Here is a 25,831-nt window from a genome sequence, read left to right on the forward strand (position 1 = left end):
GCTTGCGGGCGTTAAACCAGCTAAAGCGTGCGGTTATGCCATCCCATGGCCGACCCGTCCGTTAAAGCCCGCTGTGTCGAAACATCGGGCTTTGTTGTATCTGGAAAAATTATGATTATTTTGGACAACGTCTCCAAGCGCTACCAACATCGCGATAAAACATGGTTTACTGCCGTCGAACCCACCACTTTGGAAATCAAAGCCGGCGAAATATTCGGCCTGATGGGTTATTCCGGTGCGGGTAAATCCACTCTGCTTCGTCTGATTAACCTGCTCGAGCGCCCTGACAGCGGGAAAGTAATCGTCGGTGGCGAAGAATTGACTGCTTTAAGTGCCGCCGCTTTACGTAAAGCACGACAAAATATCGGTATGGTATTTCAGCAATTTAACTTACTAAGTAACCGTACCGTTGCCGGAAATGTGGCTTTTCCGTTGGAAATCGCCGGCTGGCCTGCAGATAAAATCAACAGGCGTGTAACCGAATGTTTGGAAATCGTCGGTTTGGAAAACCGTGCCGAGCATTATCCCGCCCAACTTTCAGGCGGCCAGAAACAACGTGTAGGCATTGCTCGAGCACTGGCTTCCAGCCCGAAAGTGATCCTTGCCGACGAACCGACTTCCGCACTCGACCCTGCCACCACACGCAGTGTTCTGGAATGTTTGGAAGACATTAACAAACGATTTAACGTTACAATAGTTATCGTAACTCACGAAATGAGTGTTCTCCGCCGTCTGTGCGACCGTGCCGCCCTGATTCATCACGGTAAAATCGTTGAAGTGGTTGATGTAGAGAATAATCAAATCCATGCCCAATCCGAAATCGGGTGCGAGCTGGTGCGTGAGGATTAACATGGCTGATTTAACTTTAACGCAATCCCTACAAACTATTAGTGGAATGCAGAACGAAATCATTCAGGCACTGTGGGAAACCTTTATTATGGTTGGTCTTTCCACTACATTCGCCACCATATTCGGCACGCTTCTGGGTGTATTGCTGTTTGTTACCGCCAACCGCCAGCTCCATTACAATCGCCCCGTCAATCTGGTGCTCGACAACATCGTAAATCTGATGCGGGCTTTTCCGTTTGTGATTTTGATGATTGCCATGATTCCGGCCACCCGTGCCATCGTCGGTAGCACCATCGGTCCGGTTGCCGCTTCATTGGTATTAAGCGTTTCCGGTTTGTTTTACTTTGCCCGACTGGTCGAACAAAATCTCCGTGAAGTTCCCCGCGGCGTAATCGAAGCAGCCGGCAGCATGGGAGCATCACCCGCCGCGATTATTTTCAAAGTGCTGCTCAACGAAGCGCGTGCCGGTATGGTTTCCAGCATTACTGTCTTGGCCATCGGCCTACTCTCATACAGTGCAGCAGCAGGCATGATCGGCGGTGGCGGATTGGGCGATTTAGCTATCCGTTACGGCTACTACCGCTATCAAACTGAAGTTATTATTTTCATCGTGGCAATTTTGGTACTGCTGGTTATCATGATTCAGGGACTAGGCAATTTCATTTCCCACAAACTCGACAAACGCTGAATATTTGAATCAAACTGTCTGAAAACAACCTTTTCAGACGGCCTGTAAAAACTTTACCACCTACTCTTACCTATCTGTATAAGGAGTATTCGAACATGCAAGCAAACGCTTTACTCAGAACCTTATCCGCCGGTGCATTGGCTTTGGCTCTGGCTGCCTGCGGCGGTCAGCAGGAAACTGCTCCTGCGGCTACTTCCCCTTCTTCTGCCGATAATACCGCTGAGAAAAAAGAAATCGTCTTCGGCACCACCGTCGGTGATTTCGGCGATATGGTAAAAGAACAAATCAAACCTGCCTTGGAGAAAAAAGGCTACAAAGTAAAATTGGTTGAGTTTACCGATTATGTACGCCCCAATTTGGCTTTGGCCGAAGGAGAACTGGATATCAACATCTTTCAGCACAAACCTTATCTGGACGATTTCAAAAAAGAACACAAACTGGACATTACCGAAGTATTCCAAGTGCCGACCGCCCCTCTGGGCCTCTATCCCGGCAAACTGAAATCGTTGGACGAAGTAAAAGAAGGCAGCAGTGTTTCCGCACCGAACGATCCGTCAAACTTCGCCCGTGCTCTGGTTATGATGAACGAACTGGGCTGGTTGAAACTGAAAGCCGATGTCAACCCTCTTACCGCGTCTAAAAACGACATTGCCGAAAACCTGAAAAACATCAAGATCGTTGAATTGGAAGCCGCACAGCTGCCCCGCAGCCGTGCCGATGTCGACTTTGCCGTTGTTAACGGCAACTATGCGATAAGCAGCGGGATGAAACTGACTGAAAACCTCTTCCAAGAGCCGAGCTTTGCTTATGTAAACTGGGCAGCCGTTAAAACCGCCGATAAAGACAGCCCATGGGTAAAAGATGTAGCCGAAGCCTATAATTCCGAGGAATTTAAAACTTACGCCAAAGAACGCTTTGCAGGTTACAAATATCCTGCCTCTTGGGGCGAGCAAGCGGCACAAGCTGCTGCCGCAGAAGCCGCTTCAACTGCCTCTGCTGCCAAATAAACTTACCATTTAATTTTTCCGGCAAACGCCTTCCGATTAGGAAGGCGTTTTTTCTGTGCTGTCTTCTTCATAATAATCAAATTGAAGCAAACTACTCTTTTTATTACTGGAACATCTCTTTCTTTTTTATTGGTGGAAGAAAATTGGAAGAATAAATGTTTCTCCACAGAAATTGACATACCACATCTATCTTTTCGCTAATTTGGCTATAATCCCGTCTGAAAATAATGCTGCCGTTATCTGCCAACTGATTCTACACAAAAGCATTTATGACGACTCCGCCTATACGCCCGCAAATTTCCGTCGGGCTTCTCTTATTTGCTGTGGTACTACTTGCTATCAACCTCCGTTCTCCGATTATTGCCATCGGGCCGGTGGTCGGCTTTATCCGCGATGACTTAGGTGTATCCGGCTCTTTTATAGGTATGGTAGGTGCGCTGCCGATGCTGGCTTTCGCCTTGTTTTCACCATTAGCCGCACGGTTTGCACAACGCTTCGGCATGGAAAATGTATTGGTGGGGTCAATCATATTGTTGTCTGCCGGTATTATTTTGCGTTCCGCCTTACCTTCGCCAACCCTGCTGGTTGCCGGTACTATCGTTTTGTCGTCAGCCATTGCAATGGGCAATGTATTGTTACCCGCACTGGCAAAACGCAACCTGCCGAAACGTATCGGTTTGGTTGTCGGCACTCTGTCGGCAACCATGTCGGTTTCCGCCGCCTTAGCCGCTATCATCGCCGTACCGATGGCACAATGGCAAAACTGGCAATGGCCACTCGGTATCTGGATCTTGACTGCATTGGCGGCATTGGCTGTATGGTTATATATCCGCACGGCAAACGGCGAAACCACTACCCGTAGCCAAACGGTTTCAGACGGCCTCAACGTATGGCAATCCCGCGCTGCTTGGTGCATTAGCGTATTTATGGGCATACAGTCGCTGTCTTTTTACGCCATGGTCAACTTTCTGCCATCGGTATTGGTTGAGAAAGGCATGACACCTCTTGCCGCCGGTGCTTGTGTTTCCCTGTTTCAAGCAGCATCATTGCTCGGTGTACTGGCAGCTTCTTTCCGCTTTGCCCGCAGTAATAAAAAGCAGCTCTTCAACTTGATCGCAGCCATGTTAATGTTTGCCGGCATTACCGGGCTCTGGTTAGGCTCCCCATCAACCATGTGGCTGTGGGCGGCGTTAACCGGTATTGGCGGTTCGGCAGCTTTTTCTGTTGTCTTGATGCTGTTTGCTTTACGCACCGACAACGCTTATGAAGCCGCATCACTTTCTGGCATGGCGCAAACGGTCGGCTACACCGTTGCCGTTTTCGGACCGCTCGGTATGGGGGTCTTATACGACTTACTCGGTTCGTGGTCAGTATCTATGGCTGCCTTAACTTTACTGATGTTCATCGAATGCATATTGGCGTGGTTTGCAGCCAGCCCGAAAACTCTTTCTCAAAGCCAAACAGAATAACTTTCGCACCCTGCCGCCACATACCCGCCCGTTTCCAGAATAAAATTCCATACCTTTGAGTAATATTTATATCCGATTTCTCCAAGGCTCTTCTTTCAGGCCGTCTGAAAACATTGTTTTCTATACCGAAACTAAGGATTTTGGTATAATGCGCCGTTTAATTGACGAGCGGGGCGTAACAACAGACAAAGTGTACGCCGCTGCGAAACCACTACTTTTTAAGGATAAAACATGGGCTTTTTGCAAGGTAAAAAAATCCTGATTACGGGCATGATTTCCGAACGCTCCATCGCTTACGGTATTGCCAAAGCCTGCCGCGAACAAGGCGCGGAGCTTGCTTTCACTTATGTTGTCGACAAACTGGAAGAACGCGTGCGCAAAATGGCTGCCGAACTGGGTTCGGAGTTGGTATTCCGCTGCGATGTGCAAAGCGACGAAGAAATCGAACAAACTTTTGCCGGTTTAAACAAGGCATGGGGCGGACTGGATGGATTGGTTCACTCTATCGGCTTTGCTCCGCGCGAATCACTTAACGGCGATTTCTTAGACAGTATCAACCGCGAAGCCTTCAAAATCGCCCACGAAGTTTCCGCATACAGCCTACCTGCATTGGCAAAAGCCGCACGCCCATTGATGAGAGGCCGCAATGCTTCAATTGTTGCCCTTACTTACCTTGGTGCCGTGCGTGCCATTCCGAACTACAACGTGATGGGCATGGCAAAGGCCAGCTTGGAAGCCGGAGTACGCTTCACCGCAGCCTGTTTAGGTAAAGAAGGTGTACGCTGCAACGGAATTTCCGCCGGCCCGATTAAAACCTTAGCGGCATCGGGCATTGCCGATTTCAGCAAACTCCTGAACCACGTTGCCGACCACAACCCGCTAGGCCGTAACGTAACGATTGAAGAAGTAGGCAATACCGCTGCTTTCTTGTTGTCTGATCTCTCTTCCGGCATCACCGGCGAAATCACTTATGTGGACGGCGGTTACAGCATCAACGCGTTAAACGACCCTGAAGAAAACGCTTAAACAGGCCGTCTGAAAAAAAAAAAAACAGAAATCAAAGCACCCGAAACAATTTTTCGGGTGCTTTTTTATTATGATTACAAAAAATCAACCGCATTCGGGATGCCGTTTTAAAATGCTGTAAAAAAGTTACACCTTGTTTTTCAAACGGTCTTTTTTCTACCCAAACGGGAACTAAAACGACAATTTCTTATCAAAAAACAAAATTTAACTTTGCAATACACTCTGTTACATTAAAACCGTTAGTATGCGCGGTCTTGTTTTATTGAGTTGTATTAAGCAAATTAAATTAAATTACCCATATACTTTAGAAAAGGAAACATTATGGCTATTGTACAAGAGTTTAAAGAATTCATTATGCGCGGCAACGTGATCGATCTGGCGGTCGGTCTGGTTGTCGGTACTGCTTTCAGCGGTATCGTAAAATCATTGGTTGACGATGTAATCATGCCTCCCATCGGTATTCTGATTGGCGGCGTAGACTTCTCCAACCTCTTTATCACACTGAAAGACGGTACTCCCGCCCCTGAAGCCGGCTATGCTACCCTGCAAGCCGCCCAAGCCGCCGGTGCCGTTACTTTGAATATAGGTTTGTTCATCAATACCGTTATCAGTTTCCTGATTATCGCCGCTGCCATTTTTATGGTAATTAAAGGCATTAACAAACTGAAAAAAGAAGCACCTGCTGTTGAAGAAGCTCCGGCAGAACCTTCTGAAGAGATTCTGTTGTTACGCGAAATCCGTGATTCTTTGAAAAAATAATCGCCTCTATCGCCGAACATAAAAACATGCCGTCTGAAATATTGTTTCAGACGGCATGTTCCATTTCAGATTAACTTCATCAGCGAATTACTGGACTCTAAGATTCTCTTCACGCACAGCACTCACAATATCCATACCGAAGAGAGCATTAACATCGGTTTCGTCGAATACATACTGGGCGTTGCAGAAATCACAGTCAATTTCCACACTGCCCTGCTCCGCCACTACCGAACCGACTTCTTGCCCGCCCAACATCAGCAACATATCGCTCACTTTACCGCGCGAACAAGTGCAGGCAAATTCAATGGTTTCCGGCTCGAACACGCGGGGCGGTGTTTCGTGGAACAAACGGTACAACACATGATGCGCATCCAGTGTAGTCAACTCTTCCGCAGTTACCGTTTGCGTCAGCGTAACCATGTGTTCCCACGATTCAGTATCAATTTCCTGCTCAGGCAAGCGCTGAACCAGCAAACCGCCGCAAACTTCGTCGGAGGCCGCAAGCGAAATATGGGTATCAAGCTGCTCCGAGCGTTTCATGTAATTTATTAACATTTGCGCAATACTGTCGCCTTCCAGCGGCACCACACCCTGCCACGGATCACCGTCTTGCGGCTGTAACGTAATAACAAACACGCCGTTACCGCCTAATAAATCACGTAAGCTTTCGTTATCATCAATGGCAGACTGTTCGTCCCAACGGGCAGTCGCACGGCAAGTCTGTTCGGATGTAGCCTCTACCACCAGCATTTTCAGACGGCCTTGCCCCTGTACTTGGATAGTCAGCGTGCCGTCAATTTTCAAATTGCTCGATAACAGCGAACCGGCAGCCAAGAGTTCGCCCAATGCCCGGCGGATGGCTGCGGGATAATGCTTCTGCCCGACAATATGCTGCCACACCTGCTCCAGGCGCACATGCAGGCCGCGCACAGGCATATCGTCGAAAATAAAACGGGTACGGCAATCATTGCGGGGAGCAGCTGCCTCAGTAATATTCGAGGTCATGGTTTTCTTTCAAGCATAATCAGATTGTCTGCAATATGGTTACAGGCCGTCTGAAATCAAGTACCTAAAAGCAAAAGGCCGTCTGAAAAATCGTTTTCAGACGGCCTGCCGTAAATTATTCGCGCCCTTCCGAACGTTTAAAATCCCGCGGACGGAATCCCAGCGCGGCCAGCGCGGCAAAATACAGCGCGGCTCCAAACAGCACCAATCCCAACAACTGCACCGCCTTATACCAGCCGGCAGCCTCTACCCATTGCAGCGGCAGATACATCTGCACCGCCCACAAACCGCCGCCCATGGCCGCAAGCGCGGTAAAAAGTTTTGCCAAAAATGCCGGCCATCCCGCGCCGGGGCGGTAAATATCGTGCTTTCTCAATAGCACATACAGCAAACCTGCATTCAAACATGCACCCAAGCCAATTGCCAACGCCAGCCCCACATGCTTCAACGGACCGATAAACGCCAAATTCATCAACTGCGTGCACACCAGCGTGAAAACAGCAATTTTCACAGGTGTTTTAATATTTTGACGTGCATAAAACCCCGGTGCCAGCACCTTAATCATAATCAGCCCGATTAAACCGAACGAATACGCAATCAACGCATTCTGCGTCATCACCGCGTCGTTCAAAGTAAACTCTTTATACATAAACAGCGTAGCCACCAGCGGAAACGACAACACTGCCAACCCCACTGCGGCAGGCATAGCCAACAACATGCACAGGCGCAGACCCCAATCCAGCAATGCGGAAAATTCCTGAGGATTATCACTCGCCGCATATTTCGACAAAGTAGGCAGTAAAATCGTACCCAGCGCCACACCGAGCACTCCGGTAGGCAGCTCCATCAAACGGTCGGCATAATACATCCACGACACACTGCCCGATTGCAGGAACGACGCAAAAATCGTATTAATCACCAACGAAATCTGCGCCACACTTACCCCCAGAATTGCAGGAGCCATCTGCTTCATCACACGGTTTACCGCCGCATCCTTAAAATCCAGCTTAGGCAGCTTCAAAAAACCCAGCTTCGCCAACCATGGCAACTGAAAACCCAGCTGCAACAAACCGCCCACAAACACCGCCCATGCCAAAGCCATCACCGGCGGATCGAAATACGGCACGAAAAACAGTGCAAAAACAATAAACGAAACATTCAGAAAAGTAGGCGTGAACGCCGGAATACTGAATTTATGGTACGTATTCAAAATACTGCCCACAAAAGAAGAAAGCGAAATCAGCAAAATATAAGGAAACGTAACCTTCAGCAGCTCCACCGACAGCGCAAACTTATCCGCATTTCTCGCAAACCCCGGCGCAGATACATAAATTACCCACGGAGCAGCCAAAATGCCGGCCGCCGTTACAATGACCAAAATAAACGACAACATCCCCGCTACATGACGCACAAACTCACGTGTCGCCTCTTCCGAACGGGTTTGCTTATACTCCGCCAAAATCGGCACAAACGCCTGTGCAAACGCCCCCTCTGCAAAAATCCGCCGCAGCAGATTAGGCAGTTTGAACGCCACAAAAAACGCATCCGTTGCCATTCCCGCACCGAACGCCCGCGCAATAATCGTATCGCGCACAAAACCGAGAATGCGCGAAAGCATGGTCAAACTGCCGACTTTCGCCAGCGCACCGAGTAGATTCATAAAAATTTCCGTTCAGCTTCTTATAGCAGAGCGCATATTGCCAGATTCAGATGGGCAGTCAAGCAGACTTTAAACGGCACAGTGCAGCATGAGGCCGTCTGAAATCTTGTTTTCAGACGGCCTCATCCGTTCATTCCAATCTAAAATGTAAATCCGGTTTCCAACTCGTCATCGCCAACCAACTCGACCAACAACGTATATAGCGGAGCCAAGTCGTTGTAACGGCGTGATGCCCGCCTCAGGTAATTGAGGAACCGCGGAATTTCGGGGCGGTATTTGTCTTTGCCGTCGCGGTAATACAGTCGTGCAAAGATACCGGCCACTTTAAGATGGCGTTGTACCCCCATCCATTCGAACCAACGGTAAAACTCATCAAAATTTTCCGGCACGGGCAATTCGGCGGCACGGGCTTTTTCCCAGTAGCGGATAACCAAATCCAGCACGAATTCTTCTTCCCATTCGATAAAAGCATCGCGCAGCAGCGACACCAAATCGTAAGAAATCGGTCCGTAAAGCGCATCTTGAAAATCCAACACTCCCGGTCGGCCTTTTTCCAGCATCAGATTGCGGACGATAAAATCACGGTGCACATACACTTGCGGCTGCTCCAACAACGGCGGCAACAGGGTATCGACGGTTTGCTGCCACAGTTGGTGCTGTTTGAAATTCAAGCTCTTGCCCAATTCTTTGGCGACAAACCATTCCGGAAAAAGATTGATTTCGCGCAACATAACTTCTTTGTCGTATTCAGGCAATACGTTTTTTTTACTGTGTTTCTGCAAAGTAATCAGTTCGTCAATCGCCTCAAGTAACAAAGCCTTATGTGCAATTTCTCCGCTTTCTTGCTGCATGGCTGTCAGGAAAGTGGTGTTGCCCAAATCGTTTAACACCATAAAACCTTGAGCTTCGTCTACATGCAGAACCTGTGGTACGTTTATCATGTCAAATAATTTTTGTACTTTCAGGTAAGGTGCTACACTCATTTTCTCAGGCGGTGCATCCATACAGATTACGGTGCGGCCGTCTGAAAAAGCGGCGCGGAAATACCGCCGGAAATCGGCATCGGCTGCGGCAAAACTTAATTCGAAAGACTGGGCGGGATAAACCGTTTCCAGCCAATTTTTCAGTTCGGTTTGTCGTTGCATGGTCGTTTTTCATTTTTTCAGGTTAAAATATCCGCTATTCTAACTGGCAAAACCGATTTAAGGTGAGACTTTGGCTCGTTTATTTTCATTAAAACCGCTGGTATTGGCCTTGGGAGTAGGCTTCGGCGCAGCAGCGACGGCGCAAGCCGCCGGCGACTTGTCGCTCGGCAACACCTGCCTGAACTGCTCGCCGGAAAAACTGCGTAACGAAGCGGAAGCACATGCCGTACCCGACATCAAACGCAGCGGAGAAGAACCTCTTCCGGCGGACTATACCCGCATTACTGCCGACCGACTCGAAGGCCAAACCAATATCAAAGTGCGTGCCGAAGGCGATGTGATCATTGAACGCAACGACCAAATACTCAACGCACAATGGGTAGACTACGACCAAAGCCTCGAAATCGTGCGGGCCGGCAATACGTTCACGCTATATCAAAACGGTTCCACCGTCAGTGGCAGTACAGTCGAATACAACTTAGCCGAAGGCACCGGCATTTCGCACAATGCACGCTTGGAAGCCGAACACGAAGGCCGCCGTTTGCAAAGTGTGAGCGAAACGGCCGAAATGCAGGGCGACGGCCGCTACAAGCTTACCAATACAAAATTCAACACTTGCGAGCGCGGCGATGCAAGTTGGTATATTCAAGCGAAAAGCATTGAAGCAGACCAAAACAGCGGCATCGGCGTGGCCAAACATGCTTCGCTGGTTTTCGGCGGAGTGCCGGTTTTATATACGCCGTGGGCCGATTTCCCCATCAACGGCAACCGTAAAAGCGGCTTGTTGGTGCCGACGCTTTCTATCGGTTCAGACGGCCTCGAAATGGCCGTGCCCTATTACCTCAACCTTGCACCGAATTATGATGCAACCGTTACGCCCGGCTTTATCAGCAACCGTGGTGCGCAATTAGGCGGACAGTTCCGTTATCTTGATCCTAAATTCGCAGGAAAAATCGAAGGCACTTGGATGCCCGACGATAAACGGAGCAAACACAACAACCGCTACCGCGCACAGTGGGAACACCGCCACCAATTTACCGACCGTCTCAGCGGAGGCATAGACTTCCACCAAGTATCCGACGACGACTATTACCGAGACTTCTACAACCGCGACGATATCGCCCGCAACGTCAATCTGAACCGCCAAGCATGGTTAAATTACAACTCCCGCTTGTTGGACGGTTTTTTTGATGGTTATTTCACCGCCCAAAAATACCAAACTCTTGCCAATGCCGACGGCTACAAAGACGAACCTTATGCCCTGATGCCGCGTTTTTCCGCCCGTTGGCAGAAAAGCATAAGCGGTGCGCAAGTCAACGTATTCAGCCAGTTCACCCGCTTCGACCACGATAGCAAGCAGGCCGGCAGCCGTGTGGTGCTGTATCCTAGCGTCAAATGGGATTTGCATAATGCATGGGGTTATCTGCGCCCCAAAATCGGTGTGCATGCCACCTATTACGATTTGGATAAATTTGAAAAGAAAAACGCACGCACACTCAGCCGCACATTACCGGTTTTCAATGTTGACGGCGGCCTGACTTTCGAGCGCAAGGCCTCGCTCTTCGGCAACAATTACGTCCAAACCCTCGAGCCGCGCCTGTTTTACAACTACATTCCGACCAAGTCGCAAAACGACCTGCCTAATTTCGACTCTTCGGAAAACAGCTTCAACTACAGCCAGCTTTTCCGTGAAAACCTGTATTCCGGCAACGACCGCATCAACTCCGCCAACAGCGTTTCCACCGCGGTGCAAACCCGTTTCCTCAACCCGAACAACGGTGCCGAACTATTCCGTGCCGGTATCGGCCAGAAATTTTACTTGAAAAACGATAACGTATTGCTCGACGGAAGCGTGGACCGCTACACCCGCAACCGTTCCGATTGGGTGGCGTTTGCCAACGGAAAAGTCAGCAATAGCGTAAGCGTGGATACCGATGTACATTACAACCAAAACTTGAAGCGTACCGAAAGCTTCTCCACCGGAGTACGCTACAACCCCGAGCCGGGCAAAGTATTGAGTGCACATTATAAATACGGGCGCAATGAAAAAATATACTTGCAAAAAAACGGCGAATATTTTTACGACAAACTCAGCCAGATAGATCTTGCTGCCCAGTGGCCGCTTACGAAAAACCTGTACGGCGTTGCCCGCTACAACCATGAAATCAATGTTAAAAAGCCGCTGGAAATACTCGCCGGTGTCGAATATAAAAGCGGCTGCGGCTGCTGGAGTGCCAGCGTGGTCGGCCAACGTTACGTTACCGGCCTGAACAGTAAGAAAAACGCCGTATTTTTCAACCTGCAACTTAAAGATTTGAGTAATATCGGCAACAATCCTTTTGAAAAACTGCGTTTAGCCATTCCCGGCTACAGCAAAACCAACGAGGTAGTCAAACAATGAACTGTAAATCCCTGATTCTCGCCGCCACCCTCGGCCTTGCCCTGCAAACTGCCCAAGCCTCTGATGTCAAACTGGTGGATGGAATTGCTGCGATTGCCGGTACTGAAGCAATTACTCACCGCGACGTACGCCAAGGTATCGCCGAAGCACGGCGTAATCTGCCTAAAGACAGCCAAATCAGTAATGAAGAACTGCGCCAACAAGTGCTGCAACAGCTGATTAACCAGTCATTAATCGTACAGGCAGGCAGATTACGCAACATCAACGCCAGCGATGCCGAAATCGATGAAACACTCGCCCTCATTGCCCAATCCCGCAAAACCACTATCGACGGCTTATATGCGCAATCGGCCAAGATCGGAGTAAGCAAAGCCGCGATGCGCCGCAGCATCGCCGACAGCATTATTGCCCAAAAGGTTCAACAACAGGCGATTATGCAAAACAGCCGCGTAAGCGATGCCGAAGTGGACAATCTGCTTGCACGCGCCAAAGAGCAAGGCATTGCCCTGCCCGAGGGTAAACCGATGCGCCAATACCGCGCCCAACATATTTTGTTGAAAGGCGAAAGCAGTAATGCATTGGCTGCCGCAGAAAGCGGTATCCGCAAAATTTATAACCAAGCCCGCAGCGGTACTGATTTTGCTTCATTGGCACGCAGATTTTCCCAAGATGGCAGTGCGGCGGCAGGCGGTGATTTAGGTTGGTTTGGTGAAGGCCATATGGTTCCGGAATTTGAAGACGCAGTTAAGGCTCTGAATCCCGGTCAAATCAGCCGCCCCATACGCACCCAATTCGGCTGGCACGTTATCAAGCTCAACGAAGTGCGTGAAGCGGGCACTCCCGAAGAACAGCAACGCGAGGCTGTACGCCAATACATCGCCCAACAAAAAGTGGAACAGGCTACCGCCAACCTGCTGCAAGAACTGCACGCCAACTCGTTTGTAGAAATCCGCTGATTCAAGCATTACAAGCTGAAAGGCCGTCTGAAAGACTTGTTAAAAATCTTTCAGACGGCCTCTTTTAAATAATATTCCGCAACCTTCTTACCGCTTACGCCCCAACAGGCAGATAACCGAACTGGTTCCCTGATGGCGGCTGCCTTCGTCCATTTCTCGCAAACTATGCTCGGCAATCAGCCATTCCAAACCGTCCAGCGCACTTTGCATTTCTTCCAACGTGCCAAGCATGACGGGATCGCTGGGGCCGCCGGTGCCGTAGCCGATTTGGTCGGGATGGTAAAACACGCCGGCAAACAAACCTCCGCTTTGCAATGCGCCGATAATGCGCTGCATCACGCGGGTACGCTCCGGTTCTGCAAAATGGCAGAACACCGAAGTAATCACGGCATAATGTTCAGACGGCATCTGCATTTCGGTAATGTTTTCCAAACGGGTGGAAAAGTGCACGCCTTTGGCTTCTGCCAGCTTTCGCGCTTTTTCCAGGCCCACCGCCGACATATCCACCCCTTCCGTATCCAAACCATGCTGGGCGAGAAAAACACCGTTACGGCCCTCTCCCGTAGCCAAATCCAACGCCCGCCCCTTTCTAGGCAGGTAAGGTTTGATACGTGCAATAAATTCATTCGGCTCAGTACCAAAAACATATTCGCTGCTTGAATAATGTTCGTTCCATTTAGACATGTCGTTCCTCTATATTTTTCAGACGGCTTCTACAATACATCAGGAGGTGCGTTTTCCAATACTACATTTACCCGGGTTTGCTCGTCTGGCAAAGTAAATCCGGCTGCCTCCCACGTGTCGTTAACCAATTGGCGGTAACGGATACGGTAAGTTCCTGCGGCGAGTTTGAATGCGGTGAAATCGGCATGGGCAGGAATATAAACCGTGCGGATGGCGGTATCGCCTTTGGCCAGATAAATCTGCACGAACACCGCCGAACGGTTGCGGCGGTTATCGATTTTTACCATACCGTTGCCCCGCTCCGCCAGCACGGGATAGCCGTCGAGATATTGGGCGAATTCGGGATAATGCTCGGAAGCGGCAACCGCACGCGGCGGCATATCGGCAGCGGCTTCGCGTTGTTGCTGCGCCAGCCAAAACAGGCCGCCCAGCAAGAAAACGAAAAAAGCCAGCCCCAGCCAGAAACGGCGCTGCCGCAGTAAGTTTTCAGACGGCATCGGCTCCGCCTGTGCGGGCATAGGCGGGCTTAACGGCATCTCCGACCCCCAGCCTTGCTGTTGCGCGGCAATCCATTCATCGTGCGCACGCCGCTGTTCGGGATCGGACAATACCGCATACGAGCGGTTAATCAGGCTCATGATGCGGTGTGCGTCGGGGTTATCCCGGTTTTGGTCGGGATGGTATTTTTTGCAAAGCGAACGATAAGCCGCGCGGATAACTTCTATAGGTGCGTCCTGTGCGACTTTGAGATTGTCGTAATGGGTATGTATGCGTTTCGACATGGGCTTTGCGGTGGGAAGAAAAGGTTATTGGGAAGGCTGTTTCACAATATCCGTCAACGGCCAGCGCGGTTTCACATTAAACCCGCCTGAAGGTTGGGCCTGCTGCAAACGCATTGCGCCGGCAAAGGCAATCATCGCGCCGTTGTCAGTGCAATACTCCATCGGCGGGAAATAAACCTTTACGGCTTCGGCAGGCGGTTTCGCGCGGCCTTTTGCGTAAGGCGGCTGTATTTTCAGACGGCCTAAGGTTTCGCGCAGTTTCCAGTTCGCCCCCACGCCGCCGGCCACCACCAAAGTACGGAAGCCGGTATCCAGCAGGGCCTTGTGCGCTTTGGCCGCCAACACATCCACCACCGCATCTTGAAACGCACGGCAGATATCGTTGCGGGTTTGTTCGGGCATTTCACCGTCGTTTTCCGCCCGTACTTTCTGCACAGCAGTCAGCACTGCGGTTTTCAGGCCGGAAAAGCTCATCTGTAAATCGTCGGAATGCAGCATCGGGCGCGGGAAACTGAATGCATCGGGCGAACCGAGTTTGGCAAGCTGGGAGAGTTTGGCTCCGCCCGGATACGGCAGGCCGAGCAGTTTGGCGGTTTTATCAAACGCTTCTCCGGCGGCATCATCCACACTTTCACCCAAAAGCGTGTAATCGCCGACACCGCGCACCGCCATAAATTGCGAATGCCCGCCCGACACCAGTAACGCCACAAAAGGAAATTCAGGTTTTTCATCGGCCAGCAGCGGCGAAAGCAGATGCCCTTCGAGATGATGGACGGGAATCACGGGCTTGCCGAGCGCGAAAGCCAAAGCGTTGGCATAGCTGGAACCGGCCAGCAGCGCACCGCCCAATCCCGGACCTTGCGTGAATGCCACTGCATCAATATCGGTATACCCTGCCCCGGCTTCTTCCAAACAGCCCTGCGTCAGCGGCACCAGCCTGCGGATATGGTCGCGGCTCGCCAGCTCCGGCACCACGCCGCCGTATTCGGCGTGCATCGCCATCTGCGTGTGCAATTGATGCGCCAGCAAACCGCGTTCGGTGTCGTAAAGCGCCACACCGGTTTCGTCGCAAGAAGATTCTATTCCCAATACCAACATAACTTGAGGCCGTCTGAAAAAGTAAAGCGTAATATTTTAGCGGATTTTCCACCGCCATGCGTATGAATGCGCAAAGGCCGTCTGAAATACTGTTCAGACGGCCTCATGCTCACCGAGAGATTTTTTACTCGAAGGTTTCTTCTTCCGCCCCTTCATCCGTAGCGGAATGGCTGCCGTCCATCACGGCTTTGATTTCTTGAAACAAAGCGCGGAAATTTTTCGGCGGTTTGTTCAACTCCTGCTCTTTGCGCGTGTTGCGGATTAAAGTGCGCAATTTGCCTGCATCGGCATTCGGGTATTCCGCAATAAACGCCGTAAGCGCATCGTCGCCCCCTATCAGACGGTCGCGCGCCTGTTCCACCCGCTGTAAAAAAGCGTTGTGGGCGGCATTGTCGCCGCGCAGCTTGGCCAGATAGCGTTCGATCGGTTCGGGATCGGTATCGCGCATCAGGCGGCCGATGTATTGCGCCTGCCGTTTCAAGGCACCGTTGGAAGTAATTTTTTTATACGCCAGCACCGCTTCGTACAAATCTTCGGGCAAGCCGATTTTTTTTAAGGTGTCGGGGGAAAGTTTGGTCAGCTGCATACCCAAGTCTTGCAGGCTGTCCATCTGTTTTTTCACCTGGGTTTTGCTTACCCATTCTTGTTCGTTATTACTCATTTTTTTGTCTCTTTATCAGGTTGCCGCATTCTAACACAGCCGCCCGCTTCATCCTTGCCGCTGCTATATTTTTACCGAGGCCGTCTGAAAGCAGTTAAAATACCGTGCAACCTTCATTGACGGCAAAAATCATGTTCAATCACAGTAAAAACGAACTGCTGCAACTCTGCGATCAGGTGTTGACCTTAGCCAAGCAAAGCGGTGCCACGGCCGCCGAAGCGGATTTGAGCGAATCGCTCGGCCAAAGCGTTAATGTGCGCCTGAACGAAATCGAACAAATTGAATACCAGCAGGACAAATCGCTCGACATTACCGTATACGTCGGCCGGCGCAAAGGCCGCGCCAGCACCGCCGACTTCTCGCCGCAAGCCCTGCGCGATACCGTGCAGGCCGCCGTCGATATTGCCAAATACACCGCCGAAGACGATTGCGCGGGTTTGGCCGATGCCGGTTTGATGGCTCGTGAAATCGGCGATTTAGACAAATACCACGAATGGGATTTATCCGCCGAAGCCGCCGTCGCCCTTGCCAAACAATGCGAACAAGCCGCGTTGGATACCGACAACCGCATCACCAATTCCGACGGTGCAGGCATACAAACCGGGCATTACCAATATGTTTACGGCAATTCGCACGGCTTTTCCGCCCACCAGCAAGGCACGCGCCACAGCATTTCATGCAGCGTGGTCGCCGCCGATTCAGACGGCATGCAGCGCGATTATTGGTATGACACCTCTTGCCGCCATCTCGATTTGGAATCGCCGGAAAGCATCGGCCGCATTGCCGCCGAACGCACCGTGCGCCGTTTGGGAAGCCGCAGCATCCCCACCGGCAGCTATCCCGTGTTGTTTGACACCGGCGTTTCCGGCGGCTTGATCGGCCACCTTATCGGCGGCTTAAGCGGCGGCGCACTCTACCGCCAAAGCAGCTTCCTCATCGACAGCCTCGGCAAACAAATTCTGCCCGCCTTCATCAATCTGCGCGAAGAACCGCATATTCCGCGCGCGTTCGGCAGCACTTATTTCGACGGCGAAGGCGTAGCCACCCGACCGCGCTTCGTGATTGAAAACGGCATCGTGCAAGGTTACTTTTTAAGCAGTTACAGCGCACGCAAACTCGGCATGCAAACCACTGCCAACGCGGGCGGCGCGCATAATCTGTATTTGAGCAGCACCCATGCCGCCCAAGCCGGTTTGCTCAAAGAAATGGGTACCGGCCTGCTCGTTACCGAACTGATGGGGCAAGGAGTCAATACGCTTACCGGCGATTATTCGCGTGGCGCGGCGGGCTTCTGGGTCGAAAACGGCGCGATTGCTTATCCCGTGCAAGAAATCACCATTGCAGGACGTTTGCAGGATATGTATCTGAACATCATCGGCGTTGCCGACGATGCTCTGAAACGTTCGCCGAATAAAATCGGTTCGATTCTGATCGGCGGTATGACTGCGGCGGGCACTTAACCGCACCGAACGGCCGGAAAATGGCGCAACGTTTCAATCGGATTCCGCCTTCCACCCACGGACAAACCGGCTTCCGTAACCTGACTGAAAAGGCCGTCTGAAAAATGTTTTCAGACGGCCTTTTGATTTCTTACGGTTTATGACAAGCCTCATACAGCGGCTGCAACGCCCTAATCGTTTGCACAATCCATTCCACGCTGTCCGCTTTTCCCAAATCATCCCGTTCGATATGCTTGCCGATGCAGAAAAAATCCTCGTCCGACTGCAAGACAAACCCCTGTTCCGCCTGCCGTGCCACGGTCGGATAATCGGCATACTCGCTCTCGCTTCCATGCCAAATATCGAAACTACCGAAAGTTTCAAAGTCAAGCCCATCCGGCCATTGATTATAGTGGGCAAGGGTAATCGGCGATTTTCCCGCTTTGTAGCAATGCCAATCCAAACTCACGGTCAACCGGCGGCGGTTGAGCAGCACCGACAAAATGGCTGCCGAATCTTGATAGGAGGCGTATTTGAAATAGGCGAAAAAGTGGGCGCGCACCTGCCAGCCGTTGCACCAGCGTTCGATATGCGGCGGAGCGAACGGTTCTCCCAATTTTTCGGCCGTTTGCATAATGATAGCCTGCCAAATCTGCCATGCGGCTTTGTAATCGGCTTTGATTTGGGGAATGGTTTCGGGTTGGTATTTTTTGAGTTGTGCAAATTGGAAAAACGGCCGGTTGAATAAATCACAGCTTGCCGGAGTGAGCATGGTGTTCCCTTTACGGAAAGTTTTATCAAACGGCTTTCAGACGGCCTCTCGACCCAAACCTTGCTTCAGAAGGCCGTCTGAAAACGGACGGGATAAAGTTTGGCACGGCCGGAACTTTTCAGACGGCCTTTTGCCTCGGCGTTACAACGTGGTATCCAGCGCATTGGAAATATCGTTCCAAATATCGTTGATGTCTTCGATACCGGCGGAAAAACGCAACAAACCTTCTTTGATACCCAAGCCTGCTTTCAATTCGGCCGACATGCCGCTGTGCGACTGGGAATAACTGTGGTTTACCAAACTTTCCACTCCGCCGAGGCTGGAAGCCATTTTGACGAGTTTCATGTTTTTAATTACGCTGTTGGCCGCAGCTTGGGTATCGTTTTTCAAATAAACCGATACCACGCCGCCGAAACCGCGCATCTGCCGTTTTGCCAATTCGTGATGCTCATGCGACGGCAAGCCCGGGTAAAACACTTTGGCAACGGCGGGATGCGCCTCAAGGCGGCGGGCGAGTTCGGCGGCGTTTTCAAGATGCTGCTTCATGCGCACCACCAACGTTTTGATACCCCTCAATACCAGCGCACAATCCATCGGACCGGCCACTGCTCCCGCATTTGTCATCATATTGCGCAACGGTTTGGCGAGCTTCGCATCTTTTACCGCCACCACCCCCATCAACGCGTCGGAATGGCCGCACAGGTATTTAGTAGCGGAATGGAACACAATGTCGCAACCCATATCGAGCGGATTTTGCAGGTACGGCGTGGCAAAAGTGTTGTCCACCCCCACTAATGCCCCCGCCGCTTTGGCTTTGGCGGCCAGCGTTTTGATGTCTACCAAACGTAAAAGGGGGTTCGAAGGGGTTTCCAGCCAGAGCATTTTCACTTTTCCGTCGGCAAGAATAGCATCAAGGCTGGCGGCATCGGTCAAATCGGCAAACACCACGTTCACGCCCCAATGTGCGTATACGTCCACCAACAAATCGTAGGCACCGCCGTAAATATCGGCCACCGCCACGATGGTGTCGCCCGGGCGTAAAAACGTGCGCCAAACAGTATCGATTCCGGCCATGCCGCTGGCAAAAGCAAATCCTGCCGTGCCGTTTTCCAGCTCGGCAACCGTGTCTTCCAGCACCTTGCGAGTGGGATTGTTGAGGCGAGAATATTTGTAAGGCACATTTTCACCGATTTCGTGCATGGCAAACATGCTGTTCTGATAAATCGGCGGCATGATGGCGCGGTTGTGCTCGTCGCAGTCGTAAGAGGAGTGGATGGCTTGGGTGGCAAATTCCATGGCGTTCGATCTTTAGATAAATAAAACAGTATTTTATCACTATCTAAAAAATAGAAACAATCAATGTCGGCTGTGGTTTCGAGTGATATAATCCCACCTCTAAAAAGCAGCCGAATTTTTTGGCAACAATAAACAGGCCGTCTTAAAATGCGAAGCCGTTTTCAGACGGCCCGACACAGGCTTAGGCCTTGTTTTTTCATACCACCGCACACACATAGGGCATCCGCCCGTTTTATTCTAAGGAAATCCGCCGCATGAACGCCATTGCAGACGTGCAATCCAGCCCCGATTTACGCAATATGCCGATTAACCAAGTCGGCATTAAAGATTTACGTTTACCCATCACTCTCGACACCGCCGAAGGTTCGCAAAACACGGTCGCCCGGCTGACCATGACCGTTTTCCTGCCTGCCGACCAAAAAGGCACGCACATGTCGCGTTTCGTGGCGCTGATGGAAAGCCAAACCGAGGCCTTGTGTTTCAACCGTTTGAAAATACTTACCGAAGAAATGGTGGCATTACTCGATTCGCATTCGGGCAAAATCAGCGTATCATTTCCGTTTTTCCGCAAAAAAGCCGCACCCGTGTCGGGCATCCAATCGCTGTTGGATTATGACGTTACCCTCACCGGCGAAATCAAAAACGGCGTATACAGCCACACGCTGAAAGTATTGGTGCCGGTAACCAGCCTGTGCCCGTGTTCCAAAGAAATTTCCCAATACGGCGCGCACAACCAACGCTCGCACGTTACCGTAACCATCACCTGCGGCAGCGAAGTCGGCATCGAAGAAGTGATCGATTGCGTGGAATCGCAGGCCTCTTGCCAACTCTACGGCCTGCTCAAACGCCCTGATGAAAAATACGTTACCGAAAAAGCGTATGAAAATCCAAAATTCGTGGAAGATATGGTGCGTGATGTCGCCACCCGCCTCATCGCTGACAGCCGCGTGTGCGGCTTTGTAGTGGAAAGTGAAAATTTCGAGTCGATTCACAACCATTCGGCCTATGCTTACATTTCCTACCCTTAAATACGGGGTGGGAAGGCCGTCTGAAAAACATGGCATCCGTTTTTTCAGACGGCCTCTCTTTCATTTTACGGTGTTTATAAAAACATAACTTTACAACCTATTGTGTCAGAATACTTCCTACTTTCCGTCTAAAGGCATATAGATTACAAAACTGCCCGCCGCGAACAGCCGGGCTTTCGTTTTTTGCCCCTACTTCGACTATCATACTTTCAGGCCGTCTGAAACGAGCAATGCCATGAAAAAACTACTCTATTTTCTCACTACCTTTTTTGTTTTCATCACCGGCGCACATGCGGTAGATGCTTCCAAACTGCTGCCGCCCGAGCAGGCGTTCATACCGCAGGTCAACGTAACCGACCAAGGTATTAACGTGCAGTTTGCGATTGCCGACGGTTATTATCTCTATCAAGCGAAAATCCTTGCCGATACCAATCCCGCCGGCCTGCTGGCCGCACCACAATACAGTAAAGGCGAAGAAAAAGAAGATGAATTCTTCGGCAAACAAACCGTGTATCACCATGCCGCACAAATCAACTGGCCGTACGCTAAAAAAGCGCAAAAATACCAATTAACACTGCAATATCAAGGCTGTGCCGAAGTCGGTGTATGTTACCCGCCCACCGAGACCACTTTCGACATCACCCACAACGGGCTTTACCAGCCTCAGGCCGAAGCACCGGCAAACAGCAAAGACCGCTTCCTGCAATCGGCTCCGGCGGCATCGGGTTCGTCGACCGCTCCTGCCAAAGGCTTGGACAGCAGTCGGTTCAAACTTTCATGGGATACGCTAAACGCCAATTTATTGGCGTTTTTTCTCGCCGGGCTGGGCTTGAGCTTTACCGCCTGTATGTATCCGCTGCTGCCGATCGTATCGAGCATCGTGGTAGGCGATAAAAACGCGTCCAAAGGCCGTGCTTTCGCCCTTTCCATGGTTTACGTGCAGGGCTTGGCGCTCACTTACACCATGGTCGGCGTGGTTGCGGGCTTAACCGGCGCGCTGCTTACCGTGTGGCTGCAACAACCGTGGGTGGTGCTGGCGGCGGCGGCCGTGATGGTGCTGCTGGCTTTGTCGATGTTCGGCGTGTTTACCCTCCAATTGCCTGCTTCCGTACAAGGCTATTTCCAAAACCAAAGCAATAAATTAAGCGGCGGCAAAATCGTTTCCGTATTCGTGATGGGCATGCTGTCGGCTCTGATTGTCGGCCCCTGCGTAGCTCCTCCGCTGGCTTTTGCCCTCGGCTATATCGGCCAGACCGGTGATGCGGCATTGGGTGGCTTGGCTTTATACACGCTGGCACTCGGTACCGGCGTGCCGCTGATTGCCATCGGCACCTTCGGCGGCCATATTCTGCCCCGCGCGGGCACTTGGATGGACGGCATCAAATACGCTTTCGGCTTTATCCTGCTTGCCGTTGCCGTTTATCTGGCCACGCCTTATCTGCCCTATCTTTTGGTGATCGCTCTGTACACCTTGCTGCTGATCATTCCCGCCGGGCTACTGTTGGCCGGCTCCAGAAAGCAGGCAGGCCGTCTGAAAACCGCAGGCTTGGTTTTGGGCACGGTGCTACTGGCCGGCGGTTCATGGTTTGCTTACCAAAGTGCTAACAAACAAACCACCGCCCTGCACCACTTCCTCACGCTTGCGCCGCCTGCCGCCGAAGGAGAAAGCAGCACACACGGCCATGTTTACACCGATGTGTCGGAATTGAAAGCCGCCATGCAGGCCGCTTTGGAGCAAAACCCACAAAAACCGGTATTGCTTGATTTTTATGCCGACTGGTGTATTTCGTGCAAAGAAATGGCGGCCTACACCTTCAACCAGCCTTCGGTGCATGAAGCGGTGGATATGGATCGTTTCTTCCAAATCGACGTTACTGCCAATACGCCCGAACATCAGGCGTTATTGAAAGAATACGGCTTGTTCGGCCCACCCGGAGTGTTTGTTATCCGCGCCGACGGCAGCCGCAGCGAAGCCTTGCTGGGCTTTGTGAAACCGGATGCATTTATCGAGTGGTATAAGCAAAACGAAAAGTAATCCCTACAAAGCGAAGAGGCCGTCTGAAAAGTTTTTTCAGACGGCCTCCCTCTCATTCCAACCACTTCAAAATTCCATGCTTTCCGCTTCAAACTTCCTCAGCAACCGAGCCTGACATTCCCCCAGATGGCGGCGCATTAATTTGCAGGCACGGTTACGTTTGCCTTCTGCCAATAAATCGAGTATTTCGCGGTGTTCGCAATAAGTATGGCGCAAACGGTCTTTCGGCTTGTCGAATACGGCAATAATTAGCGACGAACGCGCACATACGGCATGCATCATTTCCAGCAGCACATCGTTATCGAGCAACCGTGCCAATTCGATATGAAACGCATTGGCCAAACGGTTCCAGCTCACACGGTCGCCGCGTGCGAAAGCCGCTTCTTCCTCGTCCACCAAAGCATACAGCGGTTGCAAACGCTCCGACAGGCTTTCGTCGTTTTGATCCAGCAGCATGTTTACCACGGTTTCTTCCAACGCAATCCGTGTTTCGAACACATCGCGGGTTTCTTTCGCGTCGGGCACATGTACGAATGCGCCGCGGTTGGGCAGCAGGTCGACGATTTTATCGTGTGCCAACAATGAAAGTGCGCCGCGCACGGTGTTGCGCGAGCAAACCATCTGGCGGCACAAATCGGATTCGGTCAGCTTTTTACCCGGCAGCAACGCATGGTCGGTAATACCGTCGAGAATGCGGGAATAAACGCGGAAAAGCTCCGAGTCATGTCGCCCGCCGGGTATCATGGAAGAAGTGGCCGGTGCTTCCGGCTGGTTGTTTTCGGTTTCGGTCATAGCGGTCTCATGCCGGCATTATGAGTTGGAAATATATGGACGGCCGCTTCGTTTTTTCCGGAAATTACGGCTGTACGAATTGGCTTTATCCGGCGGGCGGATTATAAACCATTGCCGGATTTTATTCTTGATTTTACTGAAACTTGCCGCCTGAAAGCAGATGTTGCCGCCTTTTCGGGCAGTTTGTGCAAAATATAACGGCGGCAAACCAAAGCGGCTACCCTTCGGCCACCTCAAAACTGTGCGTTATCTTGGCCGCCTTGCCCAGCATAATCGAAGCCGAACAATATTTTTCCGCCGACATCTGCACAGCTTTTTCAATCGCGCTTTCTTTCAGATTGCGGCCCAATACTTTGAAATGGATATGGATTTCCGTAAATACCCGCGGCGTTTCGTCGGCACGTTTGGCCGTTACGGTGGCTTGACAGTCGGTGATGTCCTGACGTTGCTTTTCGGCAATCATCACCACGTCGATACTGGAGCAGCCCGCCACGCCCATCAGCAGCAATTCCATCGGGCTGGGGCCGCGTTTGGACTGCCCTTCGACGGACATGCCTTCCATAATAACACTGTGGCCGGCCTCGTTGGTGGCCACAAAGCATGAATTGTCCAACCATTTTGAAGTGATTTTCATCTCGGATTACTCCTCTTCCCGCAGCGGTTTTTCCGACACCAAAATGCCGTCCGAATCGCTGTACAGATAATGTCCGGGCGTGAAGGTTACGCCGCCGAACGATACGGCTGCATCCACTTGGCCCGCTCCGTCTTTTGCGCTTTTGCGCGGATTGGTGCCCAGTGCCTTCACGCCGAAATCAAGTGTGTTGATGGCTTCGCCGTCGCGGATTACGCCGAAAATTACCGCACCCGCCCAACCGTTTGCCGCGCCTGCTCCGGCAATCATGTCGCCCATCAATGCGCTGTATAAAGAACCGCCGCCGTCCACCACCAACACTTCGCCGTCGGAATGGGTATTCATCATTTGCTTGACCAAACCGTTGTCGCGGTCGCATTTAACCGTGCGGATTCTGCCGCAGAAACTGTAGCGGCGGCCGAAATGGCGGAACTGCGTTTCGCATGACGGCGTGTCGGGGGCGGTGTCGATTAAGTCGGCGGTAGAAAAATAAAATTTCTCGCTCATGTTTCTCTCCTCGGTTATGGGGCGATCCCGTTTTCAGACGGCCTCTGATATTTATAGAAAGCATGAGACCGTCTGAAACGCATTATAAATCATTTGCGGAAACGGAAAAGCGGCCGATGGCTTTGCCATATGTACGAAGCCGTCTGAATATCTTTTTTCAGACGGCCTCTTTGGAATTTCCGACTCTAATCCTGCTGCAAGCTGTTGACCACACCGTTTACACCGGCGGCTGTGGCCAGTTTGTATAAGATTTCCTGAGGCATGTCGCTATGCCACAAACGGGTAATGTTGGCGACAACGGGCAGGTGGCTTACCTTGCGTACACGCACCACAGCATCGACATCCAAACGGTAGGGGTGCTCCGGCTCGAAACTGAGCGTGCCCGCTTCGCCAAGAATGATGTGGTGGTTGCCGCGCAGAGCAATATGTTCCGCGGCCACCAGCCACTCGTCGGCACGGTGGTGCTTGTCTTTACACAACACAACGGGAGTATTCAGACGGCCTACTTCGTCTTGAAGGGCACGGTTGCTCATCAGTTCTCCTCCCAAATAGAGGATATCGGCCTCGGCATCCAGAGCTGGCGCAATCTGGCGGACATCGCGCACCCGCACAATCACGGGTTTGCCGGCGGCATGATGGCGTTGCACTTCGGCCTGCATGGTGCGGATTTGTTCCTTTTCACTGCTCCGGTCGGTGTCGGCATAAGGGCGCGAAGGCAGATAGAAAGGATCGGCGAACACCGCATCGGCCGTACCCGCACGGCTGCCATCGGCAGTAATATCCAACATTTTTTCTCCGCCGAACGCCACACCGCGCACCGTGATGATACTGTTTTCGGGTTGGGTTTCACGACTGATGATGCGCCACTCGTTCAACACGCGGATGGCCCGTTCCACAAATGGCAGCCTTTCCAATTCGTTGGGATGAAACACGCGCTCGTCGCCCACCGCCCCGATAATGGTACGCTCCTCGCCTTTGGAAACATGCTCCTGCAACCCGCGGCTGCGGATAAATGCCACCACACGTTCCACTGCTTCAGCAGAAGCCTGTTTATGCATCACGATAATCATCTGAACCTCCCTGATTGGCCTGACCGAATAGTAGCAATAATCATCCACATACGCCAACAAAGCACTTGTTC

24 protein-coding genes are annotated in these 25,831 nt (G+C 51.5%); 11 read left to right on the forward strand and 13 right to left on the reverse strand.

Translation table 11 applies throughout. The annotated features are described in order from the left end of the window. The first annotated feature begins 111 nt into the window (after positions 1-111). From EL216_RS04605 to mscL, 6 genes are all read left to right on the forward strand, one after another. Positions 112-849, forward strand: coding sequence for a methionine ABC transporter ATP-binding protein (locus EL216_RS04605; protein ID WP_085389586.1), 738 nt, complete (start codon positions 112-114; stop codon positions 847-849). A 1-nt stretch (position 850) separates the two neighbouring features. Further along, positions 851-1,537: a methionine ABC transporter permease gene (locus tag EL216_RS04610; RefSeq protein WP_085389375.1), complete on the forward strand. Its 687-nt coding sequence runs from the start codon at positions 851-853 to the stop codon at positions 1,535-1,537. 95 nt (positions 1,538-1,632) lie between these two features. After that, positions 1,633-2,544, forward strand: coding sequence for a MetQ/NlpA family ABC transporter substrate-binding protein (locus tag EL216_RS04615; protein WP_085389374.1), 912 nt, complete (start codon positions 1,633-1,635; stop codon positions 2,542-2,544). 269 nt (positions 2,545-2,813) lie between these two features. Next, a complete protein-coding gene (locus EL216_RS04620; RefSeq protein WP_085389373.1) occupies positions 2,814-4,013 on the forward strand; it encodes an MFS transporter in 1,200 nt (399 codons plus the stop codon). 231 nt (positions 4,014-4,244) lie between these two features. Next, on the forward strand, positions 4,245-5,039 hold the full coding sequence (gene fabI, locus EL216_RS04625) for an enoyl-ACP reductase FabI (RefSeq protein WP_085389372.1): 795 nt from the start codon (positions 4,245-4,247) through the stop codon (positions 5,037-5,039). A gap of 321 nt (positions 5,040-5,360) precedes the next feature. Further along, positions 5,361-5,798 (forward strand): large conductance mechanosensitive channel protein MscL, encoded by a 438-nt coding sequence (mscL, locus tag EL216_RS04630; RefSeq protein WP_085389371.1) that lies wholly within the window; start codon positions 5,361-5,363, stop codon positions 5,796-5,798. 87 nt (positions 5,799-5,885) lie between these two features. Here mscL and hslO read toward each other — a convergent pair whose 3' ends face one another. The 3 genes from hslO to amgK all read right to left on the reverse strand — a co-directional run bounded on the left by hslO (position 5,886) and on the right by amgK (position 9,608). Further along, a complete protein-coding gene (hslO, locus tag EL216_RS04635; protein ID WP_085389370.1) occupies positions 5,886-6,803 on the reverse strand; it encodes an Hsp33 family molecular chaperone HslO in 918 nt (305 codons plus the stop codon). Between the two features lie 115 nt (positions 6,804-6,918). Further along, positions 6,919-8,463: a murein biosynthesis integral membrane protein MurJ gene (gene murJ / locus EL216_RS04640; RefSeq protein WP_085389369.1), complete on the reverse strand. Its 1,545-nt coding sequence runs from the start codon at positions 8,461-8,463 to the stop codon at positions 6,919-6,921. Between the two features lie 140 nt (positions 8,464-8,603). Next, complete coding sequence (gene amgK, locus EL216_RS04645; RefSeq protein WP_085389368.1) at positions 8,604-9,608, reverse strand: N-acetylmuramate/N-acetylglucosamine kinase AmgK; 1,005 nt, start codon at positions 9,606-9,608, stop codon at positions 8,604-8,606. Positions 9,609-9,678: 70 nt separating this feature from the next. Here amgK and EL216_RS04650 point away from each other — a divergent pair, with 70 nt between their 5' ends. Together EL216_RS04650 and EL216_RS04655 are read left to right on the forward strand one after the other, a co-directional pair. Continuing rightward, a complete protein-coding gene (locus tag EL216_RS04650) occupies positions 9,679-12,009 on the forward strand; it encodes an LPS-assembly protein LptD (RefSeq protein ID WP_085389367.1) in 2,331 nt (776 codons plus the stop codon). Then, positions 12,006-12,965 carry a peptidylprolyl isomerase gene (locus EL216_RS04655; RefSeq protein WP_085389366.1) on the forward strand — a complete coding sequence of 320 codons (960 nt, stop codon included), beginning with the start codon at positions 12,006-12,008 and terminating at the stop codon, positions 12,963-12,965. The genes EL216_RS04650 and EL216_RS04655 overlap by 4 nt, the downstream gene beginning before the upstream one ends. A gap of 87 nt (positions 12,966-13,052) precedes the next feature. Here EL216_RS04655 and EL216_RS04660 read toward each other — a convergent pair whose 3' ends face one another. The 4 genes from EL216_RS04660 to yjgA form a co-directional block, all read right to left on the reverse strand. Beyond that, positions 13,053-13,649 carry a class I SAM-dependent methyltransferase gene (locus EL216_RS04660; protein WP_085389365.1) on the reverse strand — a complete coding sequence of 199 codons (597 nt, stop codon included), beginning with the start codon at positions 13,647-13,649 and terminating at the stop codon, positions 13,053-13,055. A gap of 29 nt (positions 13,650-13,678) precedes the next feature. Further along, positions 13,679-14,431, reverse strand: a complete 753-nt coding sequence (locus EL216_RS04665; protein WP_085389364.1) for a J domain-containing protein — start codon at positions 14,429-14,431, stop codon at positions 13,679-13,681. A 24-nt stretch (positions 14,432-14,455) separates the two neighbouring features. Beyond that, on the reverse strand, positions 14,456-15,529 hold the full coding sequence (tsaD, locus tag EL216_RS04670) for a tRNA (adenosine(37)-N6)-threonylcarbamoyltransferase complex transferase subunit TsaD (protein WP_085389363.1): 1,074 nt from the start codon (positions 15,527-15,529) through the stop codon (positions 14,456-14,458). Between the two features lie 124 nt (positions 15,530-15,653). Then, positions 15,654-16,190, reverse strand: coding sequence for a ribosome biogenesis factor YjgA (yjgA, locus tag EL216_RS04675; protein WP_085389362.1), 537 nt, complete (start codon positions 16,188-16,190; stop codon positions 15,654-15,656). A 128-nt stretch (positions 16,191-16,318) separates the two neighbouring features. On the opposite strand from yjgA, the gene pmbA reads away from it, so the two are divergent. Next, entirely contained in the window at positions 16,319-17,650 is a 1,332-nt protein-coding gene (gene pmbA / locus EL216_RS04680) for a metalloprotease PmbA (RefSeq protein WP_085389585.1), read from the forward strand. Between the two features lie 130 nt (positions 17,651-17,780). Here pmbA and EL216_RS04685 read toward each other — a convergent pair whose 3' ends face one another. Next, positions 17,781-18,401 (reverse strand): HI_0552 family protein, encoded by a 621-nt coding sequence (locus tag EL216_RS04685; protein ID WP_085389361.1) that lies wholly within the window; start codon positions 18,399-18,401, stop codon positions 17,781-17,783. A 141-nt stretch (positions 18,402-18,542) separates the two neighbouring features. Further along, positions 18,543-19,697 carry a trans-sulfuration enzyme family protein gene (locus tag EL216_RS04690; protein ID WP_085389360.1) on the reverse strand — a complete coding sequence of 385 codons (1,155 nt, stop codon included), beginning with the start codon at positions 19,695-19,697 and terminating at the stop codon, positions 18,543-18,545. A gap of 254 nt (positions 19,698-19,951) precedes the next feature. Between EL216_RS04690 and folE2 the strand changes: the two genes are divergently transcribed. Then, positions 19,952-20,725, forward strand: coding sequence for a GTP cyclohydrolase FolE2 (folE2, locus tag EL216_RS04695; protein WP_085389359.1), 774 nt, complete (start codon positions 19,952-19,954; stop codon positions 20,723-20,725). 235 nt (positions 20,726-20,960) lie between these two features. Beyond that, positions 20,961-22,760 (forward strand): protein-disulfide reductase DsbD, encoded by a 1,800-nt coding sequence (gene dsbD, locus EL216_RS04700; protein ID WP_085389358.1) that lies wholly within the window; start codon positions 20,961-20,963, stop codon positions 22,758-22,760. 66 nt (positions 22,761-22,826) lie between these two features. On the opposite strand, the gene EL216_RS04705 is transcribed toward dsbD, so the two are convergent. The 4 genes from EL216_RS04705 to EL216_RS04720 form a co-directional block, all read right to left on the reverse strand. Beyond that, complete coding sequence (locus tag EL216_RS04705) at positions 22,827-23,552, reverse strand: GntR family transcriptional regulator (RefSeq protein ID WP_085389357.1); 726 nt, start codon at positions 23,550-23,552, stop codon at positions 22,827-22,829. A 217-nt stretch (positions 23,553-23,769) separates the two neighbouring features. Further along, a complete protein-coding gene (locus EL216_RS04710; protein WP_085389355.1) occupies positions 23,770-24,186 on the reverse strand; it encodes an OsmC family protein in 417 nt (138 codons plus the stop codon). Positions 24,187-24,192: 6 nt separating this feature from the next. Next, positions 24,193-24,690 carry a ribonuclease E activity regulator RraA gene (gene rraA, locus EL216_RS04715; RefSeq protein ID WP_085389354.1) on the reverse strand — a complete coding sequence of 166 codons (498 nt, stop codon included), beginning with the start codon at positions 24,688-24,690 and terminating at the stop codon, positions 24,193-24,195. 185 nt (positions 24,691-24,875) lie between these two features. Next, the gene (locus tag EL216_RS04720) at positions 24,876-25,760 is read right to left on the reverse strand and encodes a chorismate mutase (RefSeq protein WP_085389353.1); all 885 of its coding nucleotides are present in this window, start codon (positions 25,758-25,760) and stop codon (positions 24,876-24,878) included. Positions 25,761-25,831: the final 71 nt, after the last annotated feature.

The sequence above is a fragment of the Neisseria animaloris genome, from assembly GCF_900637855.1.
GTDB lineage: Bacteria > Pseudomonadota > Gammaproteobacteria > Burkholderiales > Neisseriaceae > Neisseria > Neisseria animaloris.